This window comes from Streptomyces sp. NPDC127097 (genome assembly GCF_042724075.1).
GTDB lineage: Bacteria > Actinomycetota > Actinomycetes > Streptomycetales > Streptomycetaceae > Streptomyces.
Genome location: NZ_JBHXFI010000001.1, coordinates 235,116 through 251,735 on the forward strand (window position 1 = coordinate 235,116; position 16,620 = coordinate 251,735).

The window sequence follows — 16,620 nt, forward strand, 5'->3', positions numbered from 1 at the left end:
TCGCCGACGAGATGGAGGAGGCGCAGCTCGACTCCGCCGCCGAACTCGGTGAGGAGGCGCACCGCATCCTTGCGGGCCGTGCGTGGACACCCGGCGAAATCCACCTGCTGGCCCTGGAATTGGCCACTTCCCTCGCCGACGTACGCCGGGTCGCCGAGAGCAGAGGCGCGCGCCTGCCCGTGCCGCAGGACGATGACAACCCCAAGGCCGATGAAGGTCACGGTGACCGGGACATCACCGAGGAGGGCAACAGGCTACGGCTTCCGGCGGAGGCGTTCGGATGAGCCGTCCCTGCTTTGTTCGTACGGGCGCGGCGCCGGACGGGCACACCCACTGTTGGACGCTGTAGCCAACACCGGCGACCGGACGCAGGGGCCGGGCGCAGAACACCGCCCCTTGGGGGCCGCCCCTGGCACCATCCCCGGGGGTGGCCCCCGCCCTCTCTGGCCACCCCCGCATCTATGCGTGTAGAACGTACCTACCCGTTCGAAAGGAACCGTCCATGGACGCCATCTCCGTCATCCGCACCAAGCGCGACCGCGGTGAGCTGACCCCCGATCAGATCGACTGGGTCATCGATGCCTACACCCGCGGTGAGGTCGCTCACGAGCAGATGTCGTCGCTGGCGATGGCGATCTTCCTCAACGGTATGAACCGCACGGAGATCGCCCGCTGGACCGCTGCCATGATCGCCTCCGGCGAGCGGATGGACTTCTCCTCGCTGCCCCGTCCCACCGCCGACAAGCACTCCACGGGCGGCGTCGGCGACAAGATCACGCTGCCGCTCGCCCCGCTCGTCGCCGCCTGTGGTGCGGCCGTCCCGCAGCTCTCCGGCCGGGGCCTCGGCCACACCGGTGGCACCCTCGACAAGCTCGAAGCCATCCCGGGCTGGCGGGCGAGCCTGTCCAACGCCGAGATGCTGGACGTGCTGCGCGACGTCGGCTCGGTGATCTGCGCGGCCGGCGACGGACTCGCCCCCGCCGACAAGAAGCTCTACGCGCTGCGCGATGTCACCGGCACCGTCGAGTCCATCCCGCTCATCGCCTCCTCGATCATGTCCAAGAAGATCGCCGAGGGCACCGGCTCCCTCGTGCTGGACGTCAAGGTCGGCTCCGGCGCCTTCATGAAGGACCTCGACAACGCCCGCGAACTGGCCTCCACCATGGTCGAGTTGGGTACCGACCACGGGGTGCGCACGGTCGCCCTGCTCACCGACATGGCCACCCCGCTCGGTCTCACCGCCGGCAACGCCCTGGAAGTCCGCGAATCGGTCGAGGTGCTGGCCGGCGGCGGCCCCCAGGACGTCGTCGAGCTCACCCTCGCCCTCGCCCGCGAAATGCTGGACGCGGCCGGTCTGAAGGACGCCGACCCGGCCAAGGCGCTGGCCGACGGCTCCGCCATGGATCACTGGCGCCGCATGATCGCGGCCCAGGGCGGCGACGCCGACGCGGCCCTCCCCGTGGCCCGCGAACAGCATGTCGTCACCGCCGCCTCCTCCGGCACCCTCACCACCCTCGACGCCTACGCGGTGGGCCTGGCCGCCTGGCGTCTGGGCGCCGGCCGCGCCCGCAAGGAGGACCCGGTCCAGGCGGGCGCGGGCGTCGAACTCCACGCCAAGCCCGGCGACACGGTCACCGCGGGCCAGCCCCTGCTGACCCTGCACACCGACACCCCGGAGAAGTTCCCCTACGCCCTGGAGGCCCTCGACGGCGGCGTCCTCGTCGGCCCCGAGGACGCGGCGTTCGCGGCCACTCCGGTGGTGCTGGAACGCATCGCCTGACCTGTGCCCGCCGCGGCCGGACGCCGCTGATGACGCGGCTCGGAGGGGTGAACGGGACCGGTGGACCGGCGCCGGTCCCGCTCGGGCCGGCCCTACTGAGGGCGGCTACGCGGCTTTTTCCAGGTGGAGGAGGCGGTGTTCGGCCACGGCTTTGCGGGTGGCGTACAGCGTGATGGAGGCGGCGCCGAGCATCGCGGCGAGGCCGAGGAGGGCGGTGTCTTCCCAGCCGACGGCGTGGAAGGCGGCGGCGCCGAGCGCGCCCTCGGAACGCTCGCACCGTGCTCGGCTCGCACCGCCGTTGATCGGCTCCAAGCCATCACTGTATTCGTCACTGTGACATGAATTCGCCGGAATCCGGCTGAAGTTCAGCCTGGCTCTGCGATGCTGGAGGCCGATCGAGAGGGGCCGCAGCGATGCAGTGGAAGATCCACGGGGAACGTCCGATCTACGAGAACAAGTGGGTGAACCTGTGGCTCACCGACGTCGAGACACCGGACGGACACCGCTGGGAACACCACGTCGTCAAGCTCCGCCACCTGGCCGTGGCCGCGGTCGTCAATGATCGCCGTGAGGTTCTGATGATGTGGCGCCACCGCTTCATCACGAACACCTGGGCGTGGGAGCTGCCCATGGGGTTGGTCGAGGAGGGAGAGACGCCGGCCGATGCGGCGGCCCGTGAGGTCTTGGAGGAGACCGGCTGGCGCCCCGATCCCGTCAAGCCGCTGATCTACGCCGAGCCGGCCAACGGCATCACCGACTCCCAGCACTACGTCTTCCGGGCCGACGGGGCGACGTACGAGGGCCCGCCGACCGAGAAGAACGAGTCGGACCGGATCGAGTGGATTCCGCTGGCCGAGGTCCGAGGCATGATCGACCGGCGTGAGATCGTCAGCAGCGGTTCCCTCGTCGGATTGCTCTACGTGCTCATGGATGAGGCGATCCGCTGACCTGACGGGGCATGACCTCCCGGAGCAGGGCCTCGAAAGCCACTGCGGCCGGCTCCCGGCGGAAGGGTTCCAACTGCTGCGAGAACTCCCGGAGGTGGCCGGCAACTCGCTGCGAGCTGACGGCCGCCGCCGGGGCCAGCGCGTCCATCGCCGTGTGGCACGCCTCGTCGAGCTTCCCGCGTTGCAGCTGCGTGCGGGCCAGCCAGATGGCGTGGAAGGCGCGGCCCCGGTGGTTCGATCGGTGTTCGCGGCGCAGGGCGTCCGCGATCAGGGGTTCAGCGAGGGCGGCTTCGCCCAGACGGCCGTGGGCGATGCCGGTGTCCACGATGAGCTTGGGCTCGTCGAAGTAGGCCACCCAGGCCGGGTCCGGATCGTCGGCACTGATCCGGCTGAAGCAGGTGTGGGCCTCCGAGATCGCGCCGTGGGTGGCGCTGTGGTTCCCGAGGGTGGCGTGAGCGAAAGCTTCCCGCATTGCGAGCATGGCCAGCACGCGCGGCGTCGTTCCCTCTGCGTCTCGGGCCTGGTCCTCGGCCGCCATGACGAGTGCGAGGGCGTCCCCGGGTTTGTCCTGGTAGGTGGCCTGGAGGCTCATGCAGGCGAGTACGTTGGCCATGAACTGGCGGTCGTCGATGGCCTTGGCCAGCCCGAGGGCTTCCGTGAAGTAGGCGCGTGCCTGGTTGTACTGGCGGGCGTCGAAGTAGGTCCACCCGGTGAGCCGGGCCAGCTCGGCCGCGATGCTGTGCAGGCCGTCTCGCATGGGGGTGTGGCGCTGCTCCTTGAGGAGATCGACGACGTAGCGGAGTTGACCGACGACCGCCGGTCGTAAGGTCTCGCCGCCGTGCTCGTCGTCCCGGCGCCAGTAGTCCGCGATCGACGAGCGCAGCGCGCTCAGCGTTGAGGGGCTGAGATCGCGCTCGGCCGCCAGGGCGAGGATGCTGTCCACGTCCGCTCCCGGCAACCCCGCAGTCAACGGCTCGTCCACCGGTGGCGGCGTTTCGATCGGTTCTCGTTGCGTGATGGCCAGGTTCTGCGGGGTCTCCCACGCGCGCCGGGCCAGGCCGAGCAGGTGTCCGGGGATGCGCAGGCCGTCTGAGATCCGCTCGATCACGTCCATGTGCGAGAGCTGTCGGCGTCCGGCGATCACCTCGCCGACGCGGCTGGGGGTCAGGTCGCAGCGTCTCGCGATCATCGACGGATAGATGCCTGCTCGGGTCTTGACCAGCTGGAAGATGCGGCCGAAGTCCCTGACCCGGCATGCCTCGATCATCACCGGGTTCGTGAGCAGGCTGACCGGGAGTTCCTTCGGGCGGGGTGGCTCGGGCATCGGGCACGCTCCGGCGCTAGGACTACTGATCGCTACCGATCGCCAACTGTAAGTAATGTTACCCGAGTTGGGTAATCCGCTTGGCCTTTTTGGCCGCACCGCAGATTGCGATGCTCCTGGCCATGGCAAAAGGACAGGACGACGTACGGATGACGCTTCAGGTGTCGCGCGACTCCGGCCGAACGTGGGGGCCCCTCACGGAGGTACGCGTGCGCGCGCAATCAATGGCCCCCCACACCCTCGGCGCCTTACCGCCGTGTGCGTGCCGCCGGTGCACGGAGCGGAACCCCGCCGGCCCCCTCCGTGGGGTGTCGTGATGAGGTGCGCGCACGGGCGCCGACTGCCGCTGAACCTGGCGCGGGAAGCGCGGGAGAGGTCGGCCTCAGGATGCCTTGACCATGTCGTTCAGTGCCAGTTGTCCGCACACGAGGACGGTGAGCACTACGGCTTCCTCGACGATCTGGAATACGGCACCGCGCTGTGGTTCCGGTGGGGCGGCTCCGTCGTGGAGCTGGTCGTGCTGCCGGACTGCCCGGTGGCCGGCCAGGGGCCCGACAAGGAGGGCTGCTGCCTGTTCGCCGACCACGCCCAACAGCACACCTGGGAAGAGGTCCACCCCGTGGAGGACGTCCCGTGCACCAGCTGATCGTGAGTCCGCACAACGGCGCGTTCCTCGTCGCCCGGCCCGGCGACCGGGCAGGCATGCAGATCCCGCGAACGTTATACGGGCAGCTCGCCTCGATCGCCGAGAGCAGCGGCCCCCTGCCGGCCTGGCTCCTCGATGGCGCCCGGACCGCCTGGGACCTGGACCTGACGGGCGTGCCCACACGGGACGCCGTCCTGGTCCGCCCACAGACCCGTCTCGGTTACGGCCGTGCCACCTACGAGATCAACAAGGGCTGCAACTTCAACTGCGAGCACTGCTACCTCGCGGAGCGGAAATTCGAGGGGCTTCCGTGGGAGGGCAAGGCCCGGCTCCTGCGCTTGCTGAGGGACGCCGGGGTGCTGTGGTTGCAGTTCACCGGCGGCGAGCCGCTGATCGACCGCGACTTCATGGACGCGTATGTGCTCGCCTACCGCTTCGGCATGCTGATCGAGATCCTCACCAACGGCTCCCGGCTTCACCGGCCCGAGGTCATCGGGATGCTGCGGGAGCTGCCGCCGCACAAGGTGACCGTTTCCCTCTACGGCGCGACGCCGGACAGCTTCGACTCCCTCACCCGCAAGCCGGGGGCGTTCAAGCTGGTAGAGAAAGGGCTCATCGCCGCGCGAGAGGCCGGGATCGCGCTAGATCTGGCGCTGATCATCACCAAGCACAATGTGCACGAGCTGGACGCCATGCGGGCTCTCGCCGACCGTTATGGGGCGAGCCGTACGGAGTACGGGACGATCTCCCCGACGTACTCGGGCGCTCCCGAGCCCCTGGCTGCACAGGCCCCCGGCTTCCTGGACAAGACCAGCGTCTTCAAGGGCTGCCCCGCCGGCCACACGTTCTTTCACGTCGACCCGCACGGCCTGGCGACCATGTGCAAGGTCGGCCGCGACAACCCCATCGACCTCATGGCTGAGGGCCTGGACGGACTCCTCCGCCTGCCCGCCATCGCCGATGCCCAGATGCTTCGCACCGGTGGCTGCGGCGGCTGTCAGCTCTCCGGCACCTGCCGGGTCTGCCGACCTCTCGCCAAGGCGTACCAGGAGGCGAAGGCACCACTGAACACCTACTGCCAACACGGAAGCGAGGAAGCGCAATGACCACTGTCATGGTGGAGATCACGCCCCGGCCCCAGGCCCAGGAAGAGCCCGAGGGAGTCGTCCTCCTGGAGGACCTCGAGATGCTGACCGAGGGCACCGTCCCCGGCTGCAACGAAGACAACCCGTACCGGTAGTCATCCAGCCGTACACAACCGCGGGGGCTTCGTGGCGTTCTCCGTCCGAAGCCCCCGCACCACTGCACCGTGAAAGAGTGAGTTCCATGGCGACCATCCGCATCGGCCTCGACCGGCTGCCCGCCGCCGCGCGCGCCGCCATCGAAGAGCACACCGGTCCCCTGCTCACGATCGTGAAAGCCACCGAGGGCTTCAACAGCGAGATCGCCGCCCGCGTCACCTCCGCCAACGGGGCCTGGCACATCAAGGGGTTGCGCACCGACCACCCCCGCGCCTGGACCCAGCGCCGGGAGGCCGCCGTCGCCCCCTTTCTCACCGGAGTCGCTCCCACGCTCCACTGGCGCGTCGAAGCCGCCGGATGGGACCTCCTCGGCTTCGAAGCCCTGGACGGCCACCACGCCGACTACCGCCCCAGCTCCCCCGACCTACCGGAAGTCGCCGCCCTCCTGCACCGTCTCGGCGCAACCCCCCGCCCGGACATCGAACTGCGGCACGCCGAGCAACGCCTGGAGCGCTACGCCGCCCGCCCCGAGGACCTCCGCTTCTTCGCGGGAGACCACCTCCTGCACACCGACCTCAACAACACCAACGTGCTCGTCAACGACCGTGCCCCACAAGGAGATCGGGCCCGCCTCGTCGACTGGGCCTGGGCCACCCGGGGAGCCTCCTGGCTCGACGCCGGGTACTGGGTCATCTGGCTGGTCGCCTCCGGCCACACGCCCGCCTCGGCGGAACGCTGGGCCGCAGAGATGCCCGCGTGGCACACCGCACCGGCCGAAGGCATCACCGCCTTCGCCGCCGCCAACCGCAATATCTGGGACGAGATCAGCACCGCCGACCCCGACCCGTGGACCCTGCGCCTGGCAACCGCCGCGGCCACCTGGCACGACCACCGCGAGACCGCCTGAACCGGATCTGACGCGCGGGTGACCCGAACGAGCAGGTGGGTAGAGCCGTGCAGGGTGCCGGCCCCGCCACCGCTTGCTTGCGCGGCAACCTCCCCGGGCGCTTCGGCCTCAACGTCGAGCAGGCGTCTTCCCTCTAGGTGTCCGCAAAGTCCCGCCTGGCTCGCGGCGTCTGGCACGCACTCCCCCACGCCTGAACGGCGCGGGGACCCCCATGCTGCGTTGTCGGGATCGTCCACGTAGACCCACTACGAGGACGCCCCTCCGCCTTGCGAGCGCGCTCGGCATCCGGTGGCTCTTTTGAAGAGCCGAGACGAAGCGAGCGCAGCGAGTGAAGTGCACCAGACGCCGCGAGCCCCGCCCTACGGGCGGACGACGGGACTTTGCGGACACGCCCTAGGCGTCGTCTGGCGGCGCAGCACCCGCCTCCACCAGGACGGTGGAGATCCCCCGGAGTGACGAAAGGCCCGCCCCACCAGGACAGGTGGAGGGGCGGGCCCTTCGGACTGCGGGTGGCTACGCGGCCTTCTCCAGGTGGAGGAGGCGGCGTTCGGCCACGGCCTTGCGGGTGGCGTAGAGGGTGATCGAGGCGGCGCCGAGCATCGCGGCGAGGCCGAGGAGGACGGTGCCCTCCCAGCCGACGGCGTGGAACGCGGCGGCGCCGAGCGCGCCGCCCAGGCTGCTGCCCACGTAGTACGCGCACTGGTACAGCGCCGACGCCTGGGCGCGCGCCGTCTTGGCGGTGCGGCTGACCGAGGACGAGGCCACCGCATGGCCCGCGAAGAAACCGGCGGTGATCAGGATCAGGCCCGCCAGCACCGCGCCCACCGAGTCGGAGAGCGTCAGCAGCAGACCCGTGGAGGTCGTGCCGACGGCCAGGTACAGGGCGCCGCGGCGGCCCACCCGGGCGACCAGCTGCCCGGCCGCGGCCGAGGAGACCGTACCGACCAGGTAGACCACGAAGATCGAACCGACGATGCCCTGCGGGAGGTTGAACGGCTCGGAGACCAGGCGGTAGCCGATGACCGTGTAGACCGCGCCGAAGACCGTCATGAACAGCCCGCCGATGGCGTAGAGACGGCGCAGCAGCGGGTCGGCGAGGTGGCTGCCGAGCGTACGGGCCAGCGCTCGCGGGCCCACCGAACGGGACACGAAGTGCCGGGCCTTGGGCACCAGCAGCCGGAAGGTCACCGCGCACACCACGGCCAGCACACCCACCGCGGCGAGCGCCGCCCGCCAGCCCCACGCCTGGGCGACCCAGCCGGTCACGATCCGGCCGGACATCCCGCCGATGCTGTTGCCCGCCACGAACAGTCCGATGGCCGCCACCAGCGCCTTGGCGCGTACCTCCTCGGCCAGGAACGCCATCGCCGAGGCCGGCAGCCCGGCCAGCGCGACACCCTGAATGCCGCGCAGCGCGATCAGCGCACCGAGCGACGGGGCGAACGGCACCAGCAGCCCGATCAGCGCGGCCACCGCGAGGGACCACATCATCAGCGTGCGGCGGCCGAAGCGCTCGGAGACCGCGCTCAGCGGGATCACGCCGAGCGCCAGGCCGAAGGTCGCCGCCGACACGGTCCAGCTCGCCTGGTCCGGGCTCACCCCGAGGTCGGCGGAGATCGCGGGCAGCAGCGCCTGCGTGGAGTAGAGGAGGGCGAAGGTGGCCACTCCGGCGGCGAAGAGGGCGAAGCTCATCCGGCGGTAGCCGGGGCCGCCCGGCCGCAGCTTGCCCGCTTCGGGGTCGGTCGCGGCGGTGGTGGAGGAGTCGGGGGACGACTGGGGAGAGGCGGCCGCACGTTCGGTGACGGACGCCCCGGTATCAGCGGGAGGCATGTTTCGAAAGTAGAGCTCCGTGTTTCATGCGTCCAATGCATAGAAACGGCATAATCGATGCTGTGGCACATGATCCCAGGTCGCAAGGGCCTCTGTTGCAAGGTCGCAACAGAAAAGACACCGCCGATTCGGCTCGGGCCGGGGTGGACACGGGCGAGGTGGCCGAGCTCGGCGCCGACTCCTGGGCGGTGACGCTCGCTCCGCGGCTCGCCCAGTTCACCGCCGTCGCCCGGCACGAACACGTCACCCGCGCCGCGCAGGAGCTCGGCATGCCGCAGCCGACGCTCAGCCGGGCCCTCGTCCGTCTGGAGGAGGACCTCGGCGTCGCCCTCTTCGCCCGGCACGGCCGCACCCTCTCCCTCACCCCCGCCGGCCGCGCCTTTCTCGCCGCCACGGAGCGGGCGTTGACGGACCTGGAGCGGGCGACGGAGTCCGTACGGGCCGATGTCGATCCCGCGGCCGGGAAGGTGGCGTTCGGCTTTCTGCACACCCTCGGGTCGGAGACCGTGCCCGGCCTGATCCGCAGCTTCCGCGCCGACCACCCGCGCGTCCGCTTCCAGCTCGTCCAGAACTACGGCGAGGCGATGATCGAGCGGCTGCGCGCCGGCGACCTCGACCTGTGTCTGACCTCGCCGGTGCCCGACTACCCGGACCTGGTCGCCCGCCGGCTCGACGAGCAGAAGCTGCGGCTGGTCGTGCCGGACGACCATCCGCTGGCCGCCCGGAAGCGGATCCGGCTCGCGGAGGCCGCCGGCGAGCTGTTCGTGACCCTCGAACCGGGCTACGGGCTGCGCCGGATCACCGACGCGCTGTGCGCCGAGGCGGGCTTCACCCCACGGGTCGCGTTCGAGGGGGAGGAGGCCGAGACGCTGCGCGGGCTGGTCGCGGCCGGGCTGGGCGTGGCCCTGCTCCCGCCGCCGGCCGTCCCCCGCCCCGGCGTCGCCGAGCTCACCGTGACGGCACCGCGCGCGGTCCGCGAGATCGGCGTCGCCTGGCTCGACGGCCACCCGGACACCCCACCGGTGGCCGCGTTCAAGAAGTTCCTGCTGAGCCGGCGGGGACGGCTGTTGCCGAGGTGACGGGGCCGCCGGGCCGCCGCCCCGGCCCTCACTGCCGCAACGACGCCCCGAACCCCGCCGCCAGCGGCATCCGCAGGCCCAGCGGCGGCGGCGCGGCCAGCGCGTCCTTCACCGGCCGGGCATAGCCCCGGGCGAACAGCGAGCCGAGCATGAAGTCGGCCGCCAGGGCCAGGACTTCGGCACGGTGCTGATGCAGCGAGTGGCCGTCGGAGTGCACCTCGAAGCGGCAGATGTCGCGGTTGACCTTCTTGGCGCGCTCGGCGTAGCGGTAGGAGAGATCGGGGTCGGCGCGCTCGTCGTTGGTGCCGTGGACGAGCAGGACCTGGCGGCCGATGAGCTGTTTCACCGGATCGGGCTGCTCGCCGTCCCCGTGCGGGTCGGGCAGCCAAGGGGCGATCGCCAGCACGGAGTTGACGGCCGGATGACCCGCGGCGTGCAGGGCGGCGCGGGCGCCCATGCCCGTGCCGACGAGGCAGACCGGGACATCGCCGTAGCGGCGGACCACCTCCTCCAGGGCCCAGTCCGCGTCCCGCACCGGATGGGCCGCGGCCCCGTTCCAGCCGTGGCAGCGGTAGCGCACGACATGGGCCGTCAGGCCCTCAGGGCGCCCCGCCTTCGCCAGCCGGACCGCCAGCGGGCGCACCGCCAGTGCCGCCACCGGCGACGGGCGCCGTACCCCGGTCGGTCCGCCGCCGGGCAGTAAAAGCGCGACCCCGCTCACCTCCCGGCCGGCGCCCCGCCTCCCGCCTCTCCACCGGAGCGCTTCGCGCGCCCCTTCCTTGCCGGCCGTTCCCAGCGGTTTTCCCAGCCGGGCCTCACGCACCGGCAGTGCTTGCTGCGCCATGAGCAGAACGATGGCAGAAGGTGGCCCGCCGGCCACCCCGCGGACGGGTCACTGTTATGTATCGTTCGGTGAGATCTACGCGCGTAGGGGCTAGAGTGCCGAGATGACGAGCGAGACCACCACCCTGCCGACCAGTGAACAGATCCGCCGCGCCCCCAAGGTGCTGCTCCACGATCACCTCGACGGCGGCCTGCGCCCCGCCACCATCGTCGAGCTGGCCCGTGAGAACGGCTATGAGGGACTGCCCGAGACCGACCCGGAAAAGCTCGGGGTCTGGTTCCGCGAGGCCGCCGACTCCGGCTCGCTGGAGCGCTACCTGGAGACCTTCGCCCACACCTGCGCCGTCATGCAGACCCGCGACGCACTGGCCCGGGTGGCCGCCGAATGCGCCGAGGACCTGGCCGCCGACGGTGTGGTCTACGCCGAGGTCAGGTACGCGCCCGAGCAGCACCTGGAGCAGGGCCTGACCCTCGAAGAGGTCGTCGAGGCGGTCAACGAGGGCTTCCGCGAGGGCGAGCGGCGGGCCCGCGAGAACGGCCACCGCATCCGCGTCGGCGCGCTGCTGACCGCCATGCGGCACGCCGCCCGCGCCCTGGAGATCGCCGAACTCGCCAACCGCTACCGGGACACCGGCGTCGTCGGCTTCGACATCGCGGGCGCCGAGGCCGGCTACCCGCCCACCCGCCACCTCGACGCGTTCGAGTACCTCAAGCGGGAGAACAACCACTTCACCATCCACGCCGGTGAGGCTTTCGGTCTGCCGTCGATCTGGCAGGCCCTCCAGTGGTGCGGCGCCGACCGCCTCGGCCACGGGGTCCGGATCATCGACGACATCGAGGTCGCCGACGACGGCTCGGTCAAGCTCGGCCGCCTCGCCTCGTACGTACGGGACAAGCGCATCCCGCTGGAGATGTGCCCGACCTCCAACCTCCAGACCGGCGCCGCCCCCTCCTACGCCGAGCACCCCATCGGCCTGCTGCGCCGGCTTCAGTTCCGGCTCACGGTCAACACCGACAACCGGCTGATGAGCCACACGAACATGACGCAGGAATTCGAGCACCTGGTCAAGACATTTCGATACACGCTCGATGACATGCAGTGGTTTACAGTCAATGCGATGAAATCAGCGTTCATTCCTTTCGATGAACGTCTGGCCATGATCAATGACGTCATCAAGCCCGGTTACGCGGAACTCCGGGCCGAATGGCTGTTCCGTCCGGCGTCCACAACGCCCGCTGTGAACAGTGGTTCTGACTCTGCGTGAGGACTGGCGCGAGCCTATAGCGCAACGGCCGGTGGAATGTCCACCGGCCGTTTTTTCTTTCGTCGTGGCTGTTTGCGGCGCCGGTTGCCGCCTCAGTAGGTTGATTTGCCGGTCAAGCCCCCATCACGAGGACGTAATTCGATGAAGCAGGGAACCATCAAGACTCTCGGTACCGTCGCGCTCGGTGCCGCTTTTGTCGTCACCGCCGCGGGCGTCGCCAGCGCGGCCCCGTCGGTCGACACCACCGGGGTGCTGAAGAGCCTGCCGGTGAAGGACGCCACCAAGACCGTCTCCGGGCTCACCAAGTCCAAGCCGGCCGGCAACGACGTCAAGACCAAGCTCAACTCCCAGGGCAACAAGCTGCTGGGCGGCCTGCCGACCAGCGCCGTCACCAAGACCCTCCCCCTGGGTGGCTGATCCCGCCGCGCGGCTCGTCCCCTAGGGACGCCTTCTGCACCGTGCCCCGGCCGAACGCCCTCGTGCGTACGGCCGGGGCATCGTCATGTGCCGTCAGGGAACCGGGCGGCGGGGCGCCGGGCCGGGTCGTGGGCCGGGCGGACGGGCGGCCGGCCGGGTCACCAGGCGGGGGCGCCGGTGGCGGGCTTCCCCTCGGAGGGGAGGAGTATCCACAGCGCCAGGTAGACCAGGAACTGCGGGCCGGGCAGCAGGCACGACACCACGAACAGCACCCGCATCGTCTTCGGCGTCATACCGAAGCGACGGGCCAGGCCCGCGCACACTCCGGCGATCATTCGGTTGTTGCTGGGGCGGACCAGTGCGGCGGCCATGACGGCGGCTCCTTTGCGACTCGGTGGGACGTTTGCCCCGATGTCTCAAAGGTAGGGCCGGCTGCCGGAGAGAACATCAGCCTGCGGGGCCAGTTCAACCCTGGGGATCCTCGGGGTTACCTCCCTGAGAACCCCGTACCGGCGACGCAGCCGGCGCCGGGCCGCGGGGACGACCGACAGGTGTGCCAGGGCCACACCGAGGGAGCCGAGCAGCACCGCATCGATGTCCGGGACCCGGCCGGGTACCCCTGACTGGAGCAGCTCGATGGCCAGCGAGATCATCGCGCCGGCGAACACCGTGCGGGTCAGCGACACCAGTGGCGAAACGTTCAGTCGGCCGGCCGAGAGCGGCAGCAGCACGCCCAGCGGCGCCAGCAGCAGCACCGAGCCGCCCAGATGCTGTACGGCCTCCCACGACAGGCCGTGCGCCAGCTCGGCCCGGATCGTCGCCAGCGGTTCGAGATTCGTCGCGGACACCCAGGGCACCGTGCGGGGACGCAACGTCAGCCAGGCGACGATCAGCAGATGCGCCACAAGGAGAAGAAGTCCGGTGACGCGCATACGGGGAACGGCGGTGGTGCCGGGGCCATGACGCTGCACACAGGCCAGGACGCGGCCGGCGGTGGCTGCGGTTCCGCCCAATTGAGCCCGGCTCGGTCCGCCGGGTCAGTCCTCTTCCGCCAACGGGTCGCCCCACCCGGCGTTCTCCGCTATGTCCGGATTGGCCAGCACATCGTCCGAGCAGTCGTAGCGGTGCGCGGTGGTCTCGCCCGGTCCGCCGAGCACGGCCGCGTGCTGCTTGCCCAGCGCCGGGCTCGCGCCGTAGGTGCACACCAGCTGTGCCAGTGCGAACGACGGCAGATCCTCCGGCCGGATGCTCAGCCGCAGGGTGTCCGCGGGATCGCCCGAGCGCGGTGCCGTGACCTTCAGGTCCTCGGGGAGCGCGGTGCTGAAGCCGGCCCGGTCCTCGTCGGACGACGGCTGCCGCTGGAGCTCCTTCAGCAGCGCACGGGCGGTCGGCAGCCGTGGATCGGTGTCCGCCGAGCCCTTGGGCAGCGATACCGCCCGCTCCACCTGGGCCAGCGCCGAACCGCACACCAGATAGACGGTGGCCTGGGACCGGCCGGGCGGGTTCGGCGCCGGCTCGCTCGCCGGGGCCTTGCAGCTCACCCGCGAGGGCGCGCCCCCCGCGTCGACCGGTACCGACGTGCCCCGGATGCCGCAGCCCGCGGCGACGAGCGTGAGCGCCGCCACGGCGGCGGTGCGCCGCCCCCTCCGCCTGATCGGCGTCATCGCCCGTCCTCCGTGCCCTCGTCGGCCGCGCGGGCCGTGCCGCGGTCCCTGCGCTCGCCGTCCGTCAGCGGCGTGGCGTCCATCGGCAGCCGCAGCGTGAAGACCGCGCCGCCCTCGGGGAGGTTGGCCGCGGTGATCTCCCCGCCGTGGATATGCGCGTTCTCCAGCGCGATCGACAGGCCCAGACCGCTGCCCTCCGACCGCGGCCGGGACGCGCTCGCCTTGTAGAAGCGGTCGAAGACATGCGGAAGGACTTCTTCCGGGATGCCGGGGCCGTGATCCCGTACGCGGATCACCAGCTCGCCGCCCCCGGGCCGCCCCGCGTCCGACTCCGGCCCGGACCGCTCCGGACCCTCCTGCTCCGTGCCGGCTTCCGGACCGCCGGACCCATGGGGCGCGGCCGGACCGCCGGTCACCGCCGTGCTGCCCGTCCTGCCGCCCGCGCCGTCACCCGGCACCTCCTCGGTGTGCACCGAGACCCGCACCGGCGAGCCGCCGTGCTTGAGGGCGTTGCCGATCAGATTCGCCAGGATCACATCGAGCCGCCGCGGGTCCAGACGGGCCACGATGCCGCGGTCCGCGTCCAGCTCGACCGCGTCCAGCCAGGCCCGGGCGTCGACACAGGCGGTCACCTGGTCCGCGACATCGACGTCGTCCAGCACCAGCCGGGCCGTCCCCGCGTCGAAGCGGGTGACCTCCATCAGGTTCTCCACGAGATCGTTCAGCCGCCGGGTCTCGCTGACCACCAGCTGCACCGCCGGCGCGATCATCGGATCGAGGGAGTCCGCCTCCTCCTCCAGCACCTCGGAGACCGCGGTGATCGCGGTCAGCGGCGTCCGCAGCTCGTGCGACATATCGGCGACGAACCGCCGGGACGCCGCCTCCCGCCCGCTCAGCTCCTCGACCCGGTGCTCCAGACGCTCCGCCGTGCGGTTGAACGTCCGGGACAGATCGGCCAGTTCGTCCGTGCCGGTCACCCGCAGCCGGGTGTCCAGCCGCCCCTCGCCCAACTGCCGCGCGGCATGCCCGAGCCGCTGTACGGGCCGCAGCACGGTCGTCGCCGCGGCCTGCGCCAGCAGCGCCGAGCCGACCAGCGCGAGCGCCGTCGCGATCCCCAGCGACCAGGCCAGCGAGTTGAGGTCCTGCCGCTCGGTGGCCAGCGACTTCATCATGTAGCCGGTGGGCCCGCCGCCGATCACCTTCGCCCCGGCGACGAGATAGGGGGCGTCCCCGACCTCCTTGCGCTGCCAGTACAAGTGGTGCGCGTAGCGGTTGGACTCGTCGACCGTGCGCACCTCGTCGACCGCGGTACGCAGCGCCAGGGGCACGCTGTTGAGCGTCAGCAGATTCTTGTTCGTGGTGGCCGCGCACGCCTTGCCCTCGCGGTCGACCCCGATCAGCAGCACCGCGTAGTCCTGCGGACCGGCCGCCATCTGCCGTGCCGCGTCCTGGAGTTCGGCACACCGCGGCCGCAGCGGCAGCGACCGCGTACTGTCCTCCAACGACTTGCGGAAGTCGTTGAGGACGGCGTTCTGGGTGCGCTCCAGAACGGTGTTGCGGTTGAGCCAGTACGCGATGCCCGACGCCGAGACCGCCGCCGTCAGCGCCACCAGCCCGAAGACCACGACCAGCCGCAGCCGCAGACTGGTCCAGCGCAGCAGCCCCGACGCCCGGCGCAGCCCCCGCAGCACCCGCTGCGTCCGCCGGCCCGCCGCGGGCCCGGACGCGCTCCCGGCCTCGGCGCCCGCGCTGTCGTCCGTGCTCTCGTCCGCCGTAGCGCCCGCGGAACGTTCCCTCACTGCGGCGAATCCAGCCGGTAGCCGACGCCACGGACCGTACGGATCAGGGTCGGCGAGGACGGCACGTCCTCCACCTTCGCCCGCAGCCGCTGCACACACGCGTCCACCAGGCGCGAGTCGCCGAGGTAGTCGTGCTCCCACACCAGCCGCAGCAGCTGCTGGCGGGACAGCGCCTGACCGGGCCGGCGGCTCAGCTCCAGCAGCAACCGCAGCTCGGTCGGTGTCAGTTGCAGATCCTCGCCGTTCTTGGTGACCGTCATCGCCGACCGGTCGATCACCAGCGAGCCGAACGTCGCCGAATCACTGGACTCCCGCTCACCGCGGCGCAGCACGGCCCGGATCCGGGCGTCCAGCACCCGCCCCTGGACCGGTTTGACGACATAGTCGTCGGCGCCGGACTCCAGCCCCACCACGACGTCGATGTCGTCGTTACGCGCGGTGAGCAGGATGATGGGCAGCTGGTCCGTACGCCTGATCCGCCGGCACACCTCGAAACCGTCGATGCCCGGCAGCATCACATCCAGCACGATCAGGTCCGGGCGCTGCTCACGCAGCAGCTTCAGGCCGTCCTCGCCCGTCGCCGCGGTCACCACACGGTGACCCTGGCGGGACAGCGAGAGTTCGAGGGCCGTGCGGATGGCGTCGTCGTCCTCGATCAGCAACAGGAAAGGCACGTCAGCCATTCTGGCCCATGGGACGCCGGGACATCGACAAGTGGCGCTCTCGTACACAAGGCCCACCGCGTGAGGCGCCCGCGACGCGCCGCCCAGAGCCCTGTGACAGGGCTGTGACAGTCGGCGGACAACGCGATGAAACTGGCTTGGCAGTCTTTTGGGCACCGGGAGAGATCAACACCCGGTAGACACCGAACGAGCTGG

19 protein-coding genes are annotated in these 16,620 nt (G+C 70.9%); 10 read left to right on the forward strand and 9 right to left on the reverse strand.

The features are described from left to right. Positions 1–11: 11 nt before the first annotated feature. Together ACFWJW_RS01090 and ACFWJW_RS01095 are read left to right on the forward strand one after the other, a co-directional pair. Entirely contained in the window at positions 12–284 is a 273-nt protein-coding gene (locus tag ACFWJW_RS01090) for a hypothetical protein (protein WP_387233023.1), read from the forward strand. A 218-nt stretch (positions 285–502) separates the two neighbouring features. Continuing rightward, complete coding sequence (locus ACFWJW_RS01095; protein ID WP_387233025.1) at positions 503–1,780, forward strand: thymidine phosphorylase; 1,278 nt, start codon at positions 503–505, stop codon at positions 1,778–1,780. A gap of 105 nt (positions 1,781–1,885) precedes the next feature. Here ACFWJW_RS01095 and ACFWJW_RS01100 read toward each other — a convergent pair whose 3' ends face one another. Continuing rightward, positions 1,886–2,092, reverse strand: coding sequence for a hypothetical protein (locus ACFWJW_RS01100; RefSeq protein ID WP_387233027.1), 207 nt, complete (start codon positions 2,090–2,092; stop codon positions 1,886–1,888). Between the two features lie 101 nt (positions 2,093–2,193). Between ACFWJW_RS01100 and ACFWJW_RS01105 the strand changes: the two genes are divergently transcribed. Then, entirely contained in the window at positions 2,194–2,727 is a 534-nt protein-coding gene (locus ACFWJW_RS01105) for an NUDIX hydrolase (protein WP_387233030.1), read from the forward strand. Here ACFWJW_RS01105 and ACFWJW_RS01110 read toward each other — a convergent pair. Beyond that, positions 2,705–4,051: a hypothetical protein gene (locus tag ACFWJW_RS01110; RefSeq protein ID WP_387233033.1), complete on the reverse strand. Its 1,347-nt coding sequence runs from the start codon at positions 4,049–4,051 to the stop codon at positions 2,705–2,707. The two genes, ACFWJW_RS01105 and ACFWJW_RS01110, sit on opposite strands and share 23 nt — an antisense overlap. Before the next feature lie 415 nt (positions 4,052–4,466). Between ACFWJW_RS01110 and ACFWJW_RS01115 the strand changes: the two genes are divergently transcribed. The 4 genes from ACFWJW_RS01115 (at position 4,467) to ACFWJW_RS01130 (ending at position 6,845) form a co-directional block, all read left to right on the forward strand. Beyond that, a complete protein-coding gene (locus tag ACFWJW_RS01115) occupies positions 4,467–4,697 on the forward strand; it encodes a hypothetical protein (protein ID WP_387233035.1) in 231 nt (76 codons plus the stop codon). Beyond that, a complete protein-coding gene (locus ACFWJW_RS01120; RefSeq protein WP_387233038.1) occupies positions 4,685–5,803 on the forward strand; it encodes a radical SAM protein in 1,119 nt (372 codons plus the stop codon). Before ACFWJW_RS01115 ends, ACFWJW_RS01120 begins: the two co-directional genes overlap by 13 nt. After that, positions 5,800–5,937, forward strand: a complete 138-nt coding sequence (locus ACFWJW_RS01125; RefSeq protein WP_387233040.1) for a hypothetical protein — start codon at positions 5,800–5,802, stop codon at positions 5,935–5,937. The genes ACFWJW_RS01120 and ACFWJW_RS01125 overlap by 4 nt, the downstream gene beginning before the upstream one ends. Before the next feature lie 86 nt (positions 5,938–6,023). Next, positions 6,024–6,845, forward strand: a complete 822-nt coding sequence (locus tag ACFWJW_RS01130) for an aminoglycoside phosphotransferase (RefSeq protein ID WP_387233043.1) — start codon at positions 6,024–6,026, stop codon at positions 6,843–6,845. Positions 6,846–7,358: 513 nt separating this feature from the next. On the opposite strand, the gene ACFWJW_RS01135 is transcribed toward ACFWJW_RS01130, so the two are convergent. Beyond that, a complete protein-coding gene (locus ACFWJW_RS01135) occupies positions 7,359–8,675 on the reverse strand; it encodes an MFS transporter (protein ID WP_387233045.1) in 1,317 nt (438 codons plus the stop codon). Positions 8,676–8,770: 95 nt separating this feature from the next. Between ACFWJW_RS01135 and ACFWJW_RS01140 the strand changes: the two genes are divergently transcribed. Beyond that, the gene (locus ACFWJW_RS01140) at positions 8,771–9,754 is read left to right on the forward strand and encodes a LysR substrate-binding domain-containing protein (protein WP_387233048.1); all 984 of its coding nucleotides are present in this window, start codon (positions 8,771–8,773) and stop codon (positions 9,752–9,754) included. A 28-nt stretch (positions 9,755–9,782) separates the two neighbouring features. Here ACFWJW_RS01140 and ACFWJW_RS01145 read toward each other — a convergent pair whose 3' ends face one another. After that, a complete protein-coding gene (locus ACFWJW_RS01145; protein ID WP_387233051.1) occupies positions 9,783–10,598 on the reverse strand; it encodes an alpha/beta hydrolase in 816 nt (271 codons plus the stop codon). Between the two features lie 103 nt (positions 10,599–10,701). Here ACFWJW_RS01145 and ACFWJW_RS01150 point away from each other — a divergent pair, with 103 nt between their 5' ends. Both ACFWJW_RS01150 and ACFWJW_RS01155 read left to right on the forward strand, forming a co-directional pair. Continuing rightward, on the forward strand, positions 10,702–11,862 hold the full coding sequence (locus tag ACFWJW_RS01150; protein WP_387233054.1) for an adenosine deaminase: 1,161 nt from the start codon (positions 10,702–10,704) through the stop codon (positions 11,860–11,862). A gap of 141 nt (positions 11,863–12,003) precedes the next feature. Next, on the forward strand, positions 12,004–12,279 hold the full coding sequence (locus ACFWJW_RS01155) for a hypothetical protein (RefSeq protein ID WP_387233056.1): 276 nt from the start codon (positions 12,004–12,006) through the stop codon (positions 12,277–12,279). 158 nt (positions 12,280–12,437) lie between these two features. On the opposite strand, the gene ACFWJW_RS01160 is transcribed toward ACFWJW_RS01155, so the two are convergent. The 5 genes from ACFWJW_RS01160 to afsQ1 form a co-directional block, all read right to left on the reverse strand. Continuing rightward, positions 12,438–12,650, reverse strand: coding sequence for a PspC domain-containing protein (locus tag ACFWJW_RS01160; protein WP_387233058.1), 213 nt, complete (start codon positions 12,648–12,650; stop codon positions 12,438–12,440). 45 nt (positions 12,651–12,695) lie between these two features. Beyond that, the gene (locus ACFWJW_RS01165) at positions 12,696–13,250 is read right to left on the reverse strand and encodes a VanZ family protein (protein WP_387233440.1); all 555 of its coding nucleotides are present in this window, start codon (positions 13,248–13,250) and stop codon (positions 12,696–12,698) included. A gap of 66 nt (positions 13,251–13,316) precedes the next feature. Next, positions 13,317–13,943 (reverse strand): hypothetical protein, encoded by a 627-nt coding sequence (locus tag ACFWJW_RS01170; protein WP_387233060.1) that lies wholly within the window; start codon positions 13,941–13,943, stop codon positions 13,317–13,319. Further along, positions 13,940–15,742, reverse strand: a complete 1,803-nt coding sequence (locus ACFWJW_RS01175) for an ATP-binding protein (protein WP_387233064.1) — start codon at positions 15,740–15,742, stop codon at positions 13,940–13,942. Before ACFWJW_RS01175 ends, ACFWJW_RS01170 begins: the two co-directional genes overlap by 4 nt. After that, entirely contained in the window at positions 15,739–16,416 is a 678-nt protein-coding gene (gene afsQ1 / locus ACFWJW_RS01180; protein WP_026169550.1) for a two-component system response regulator AfsQ1, read from the reverse strand. Before afsQ1 ends, ACFWJW_RS01175 begins: the two co-directional genes overlap by 4 nt. Positions 16,417–16,620 lie beyond the last annotated feature (204 nt).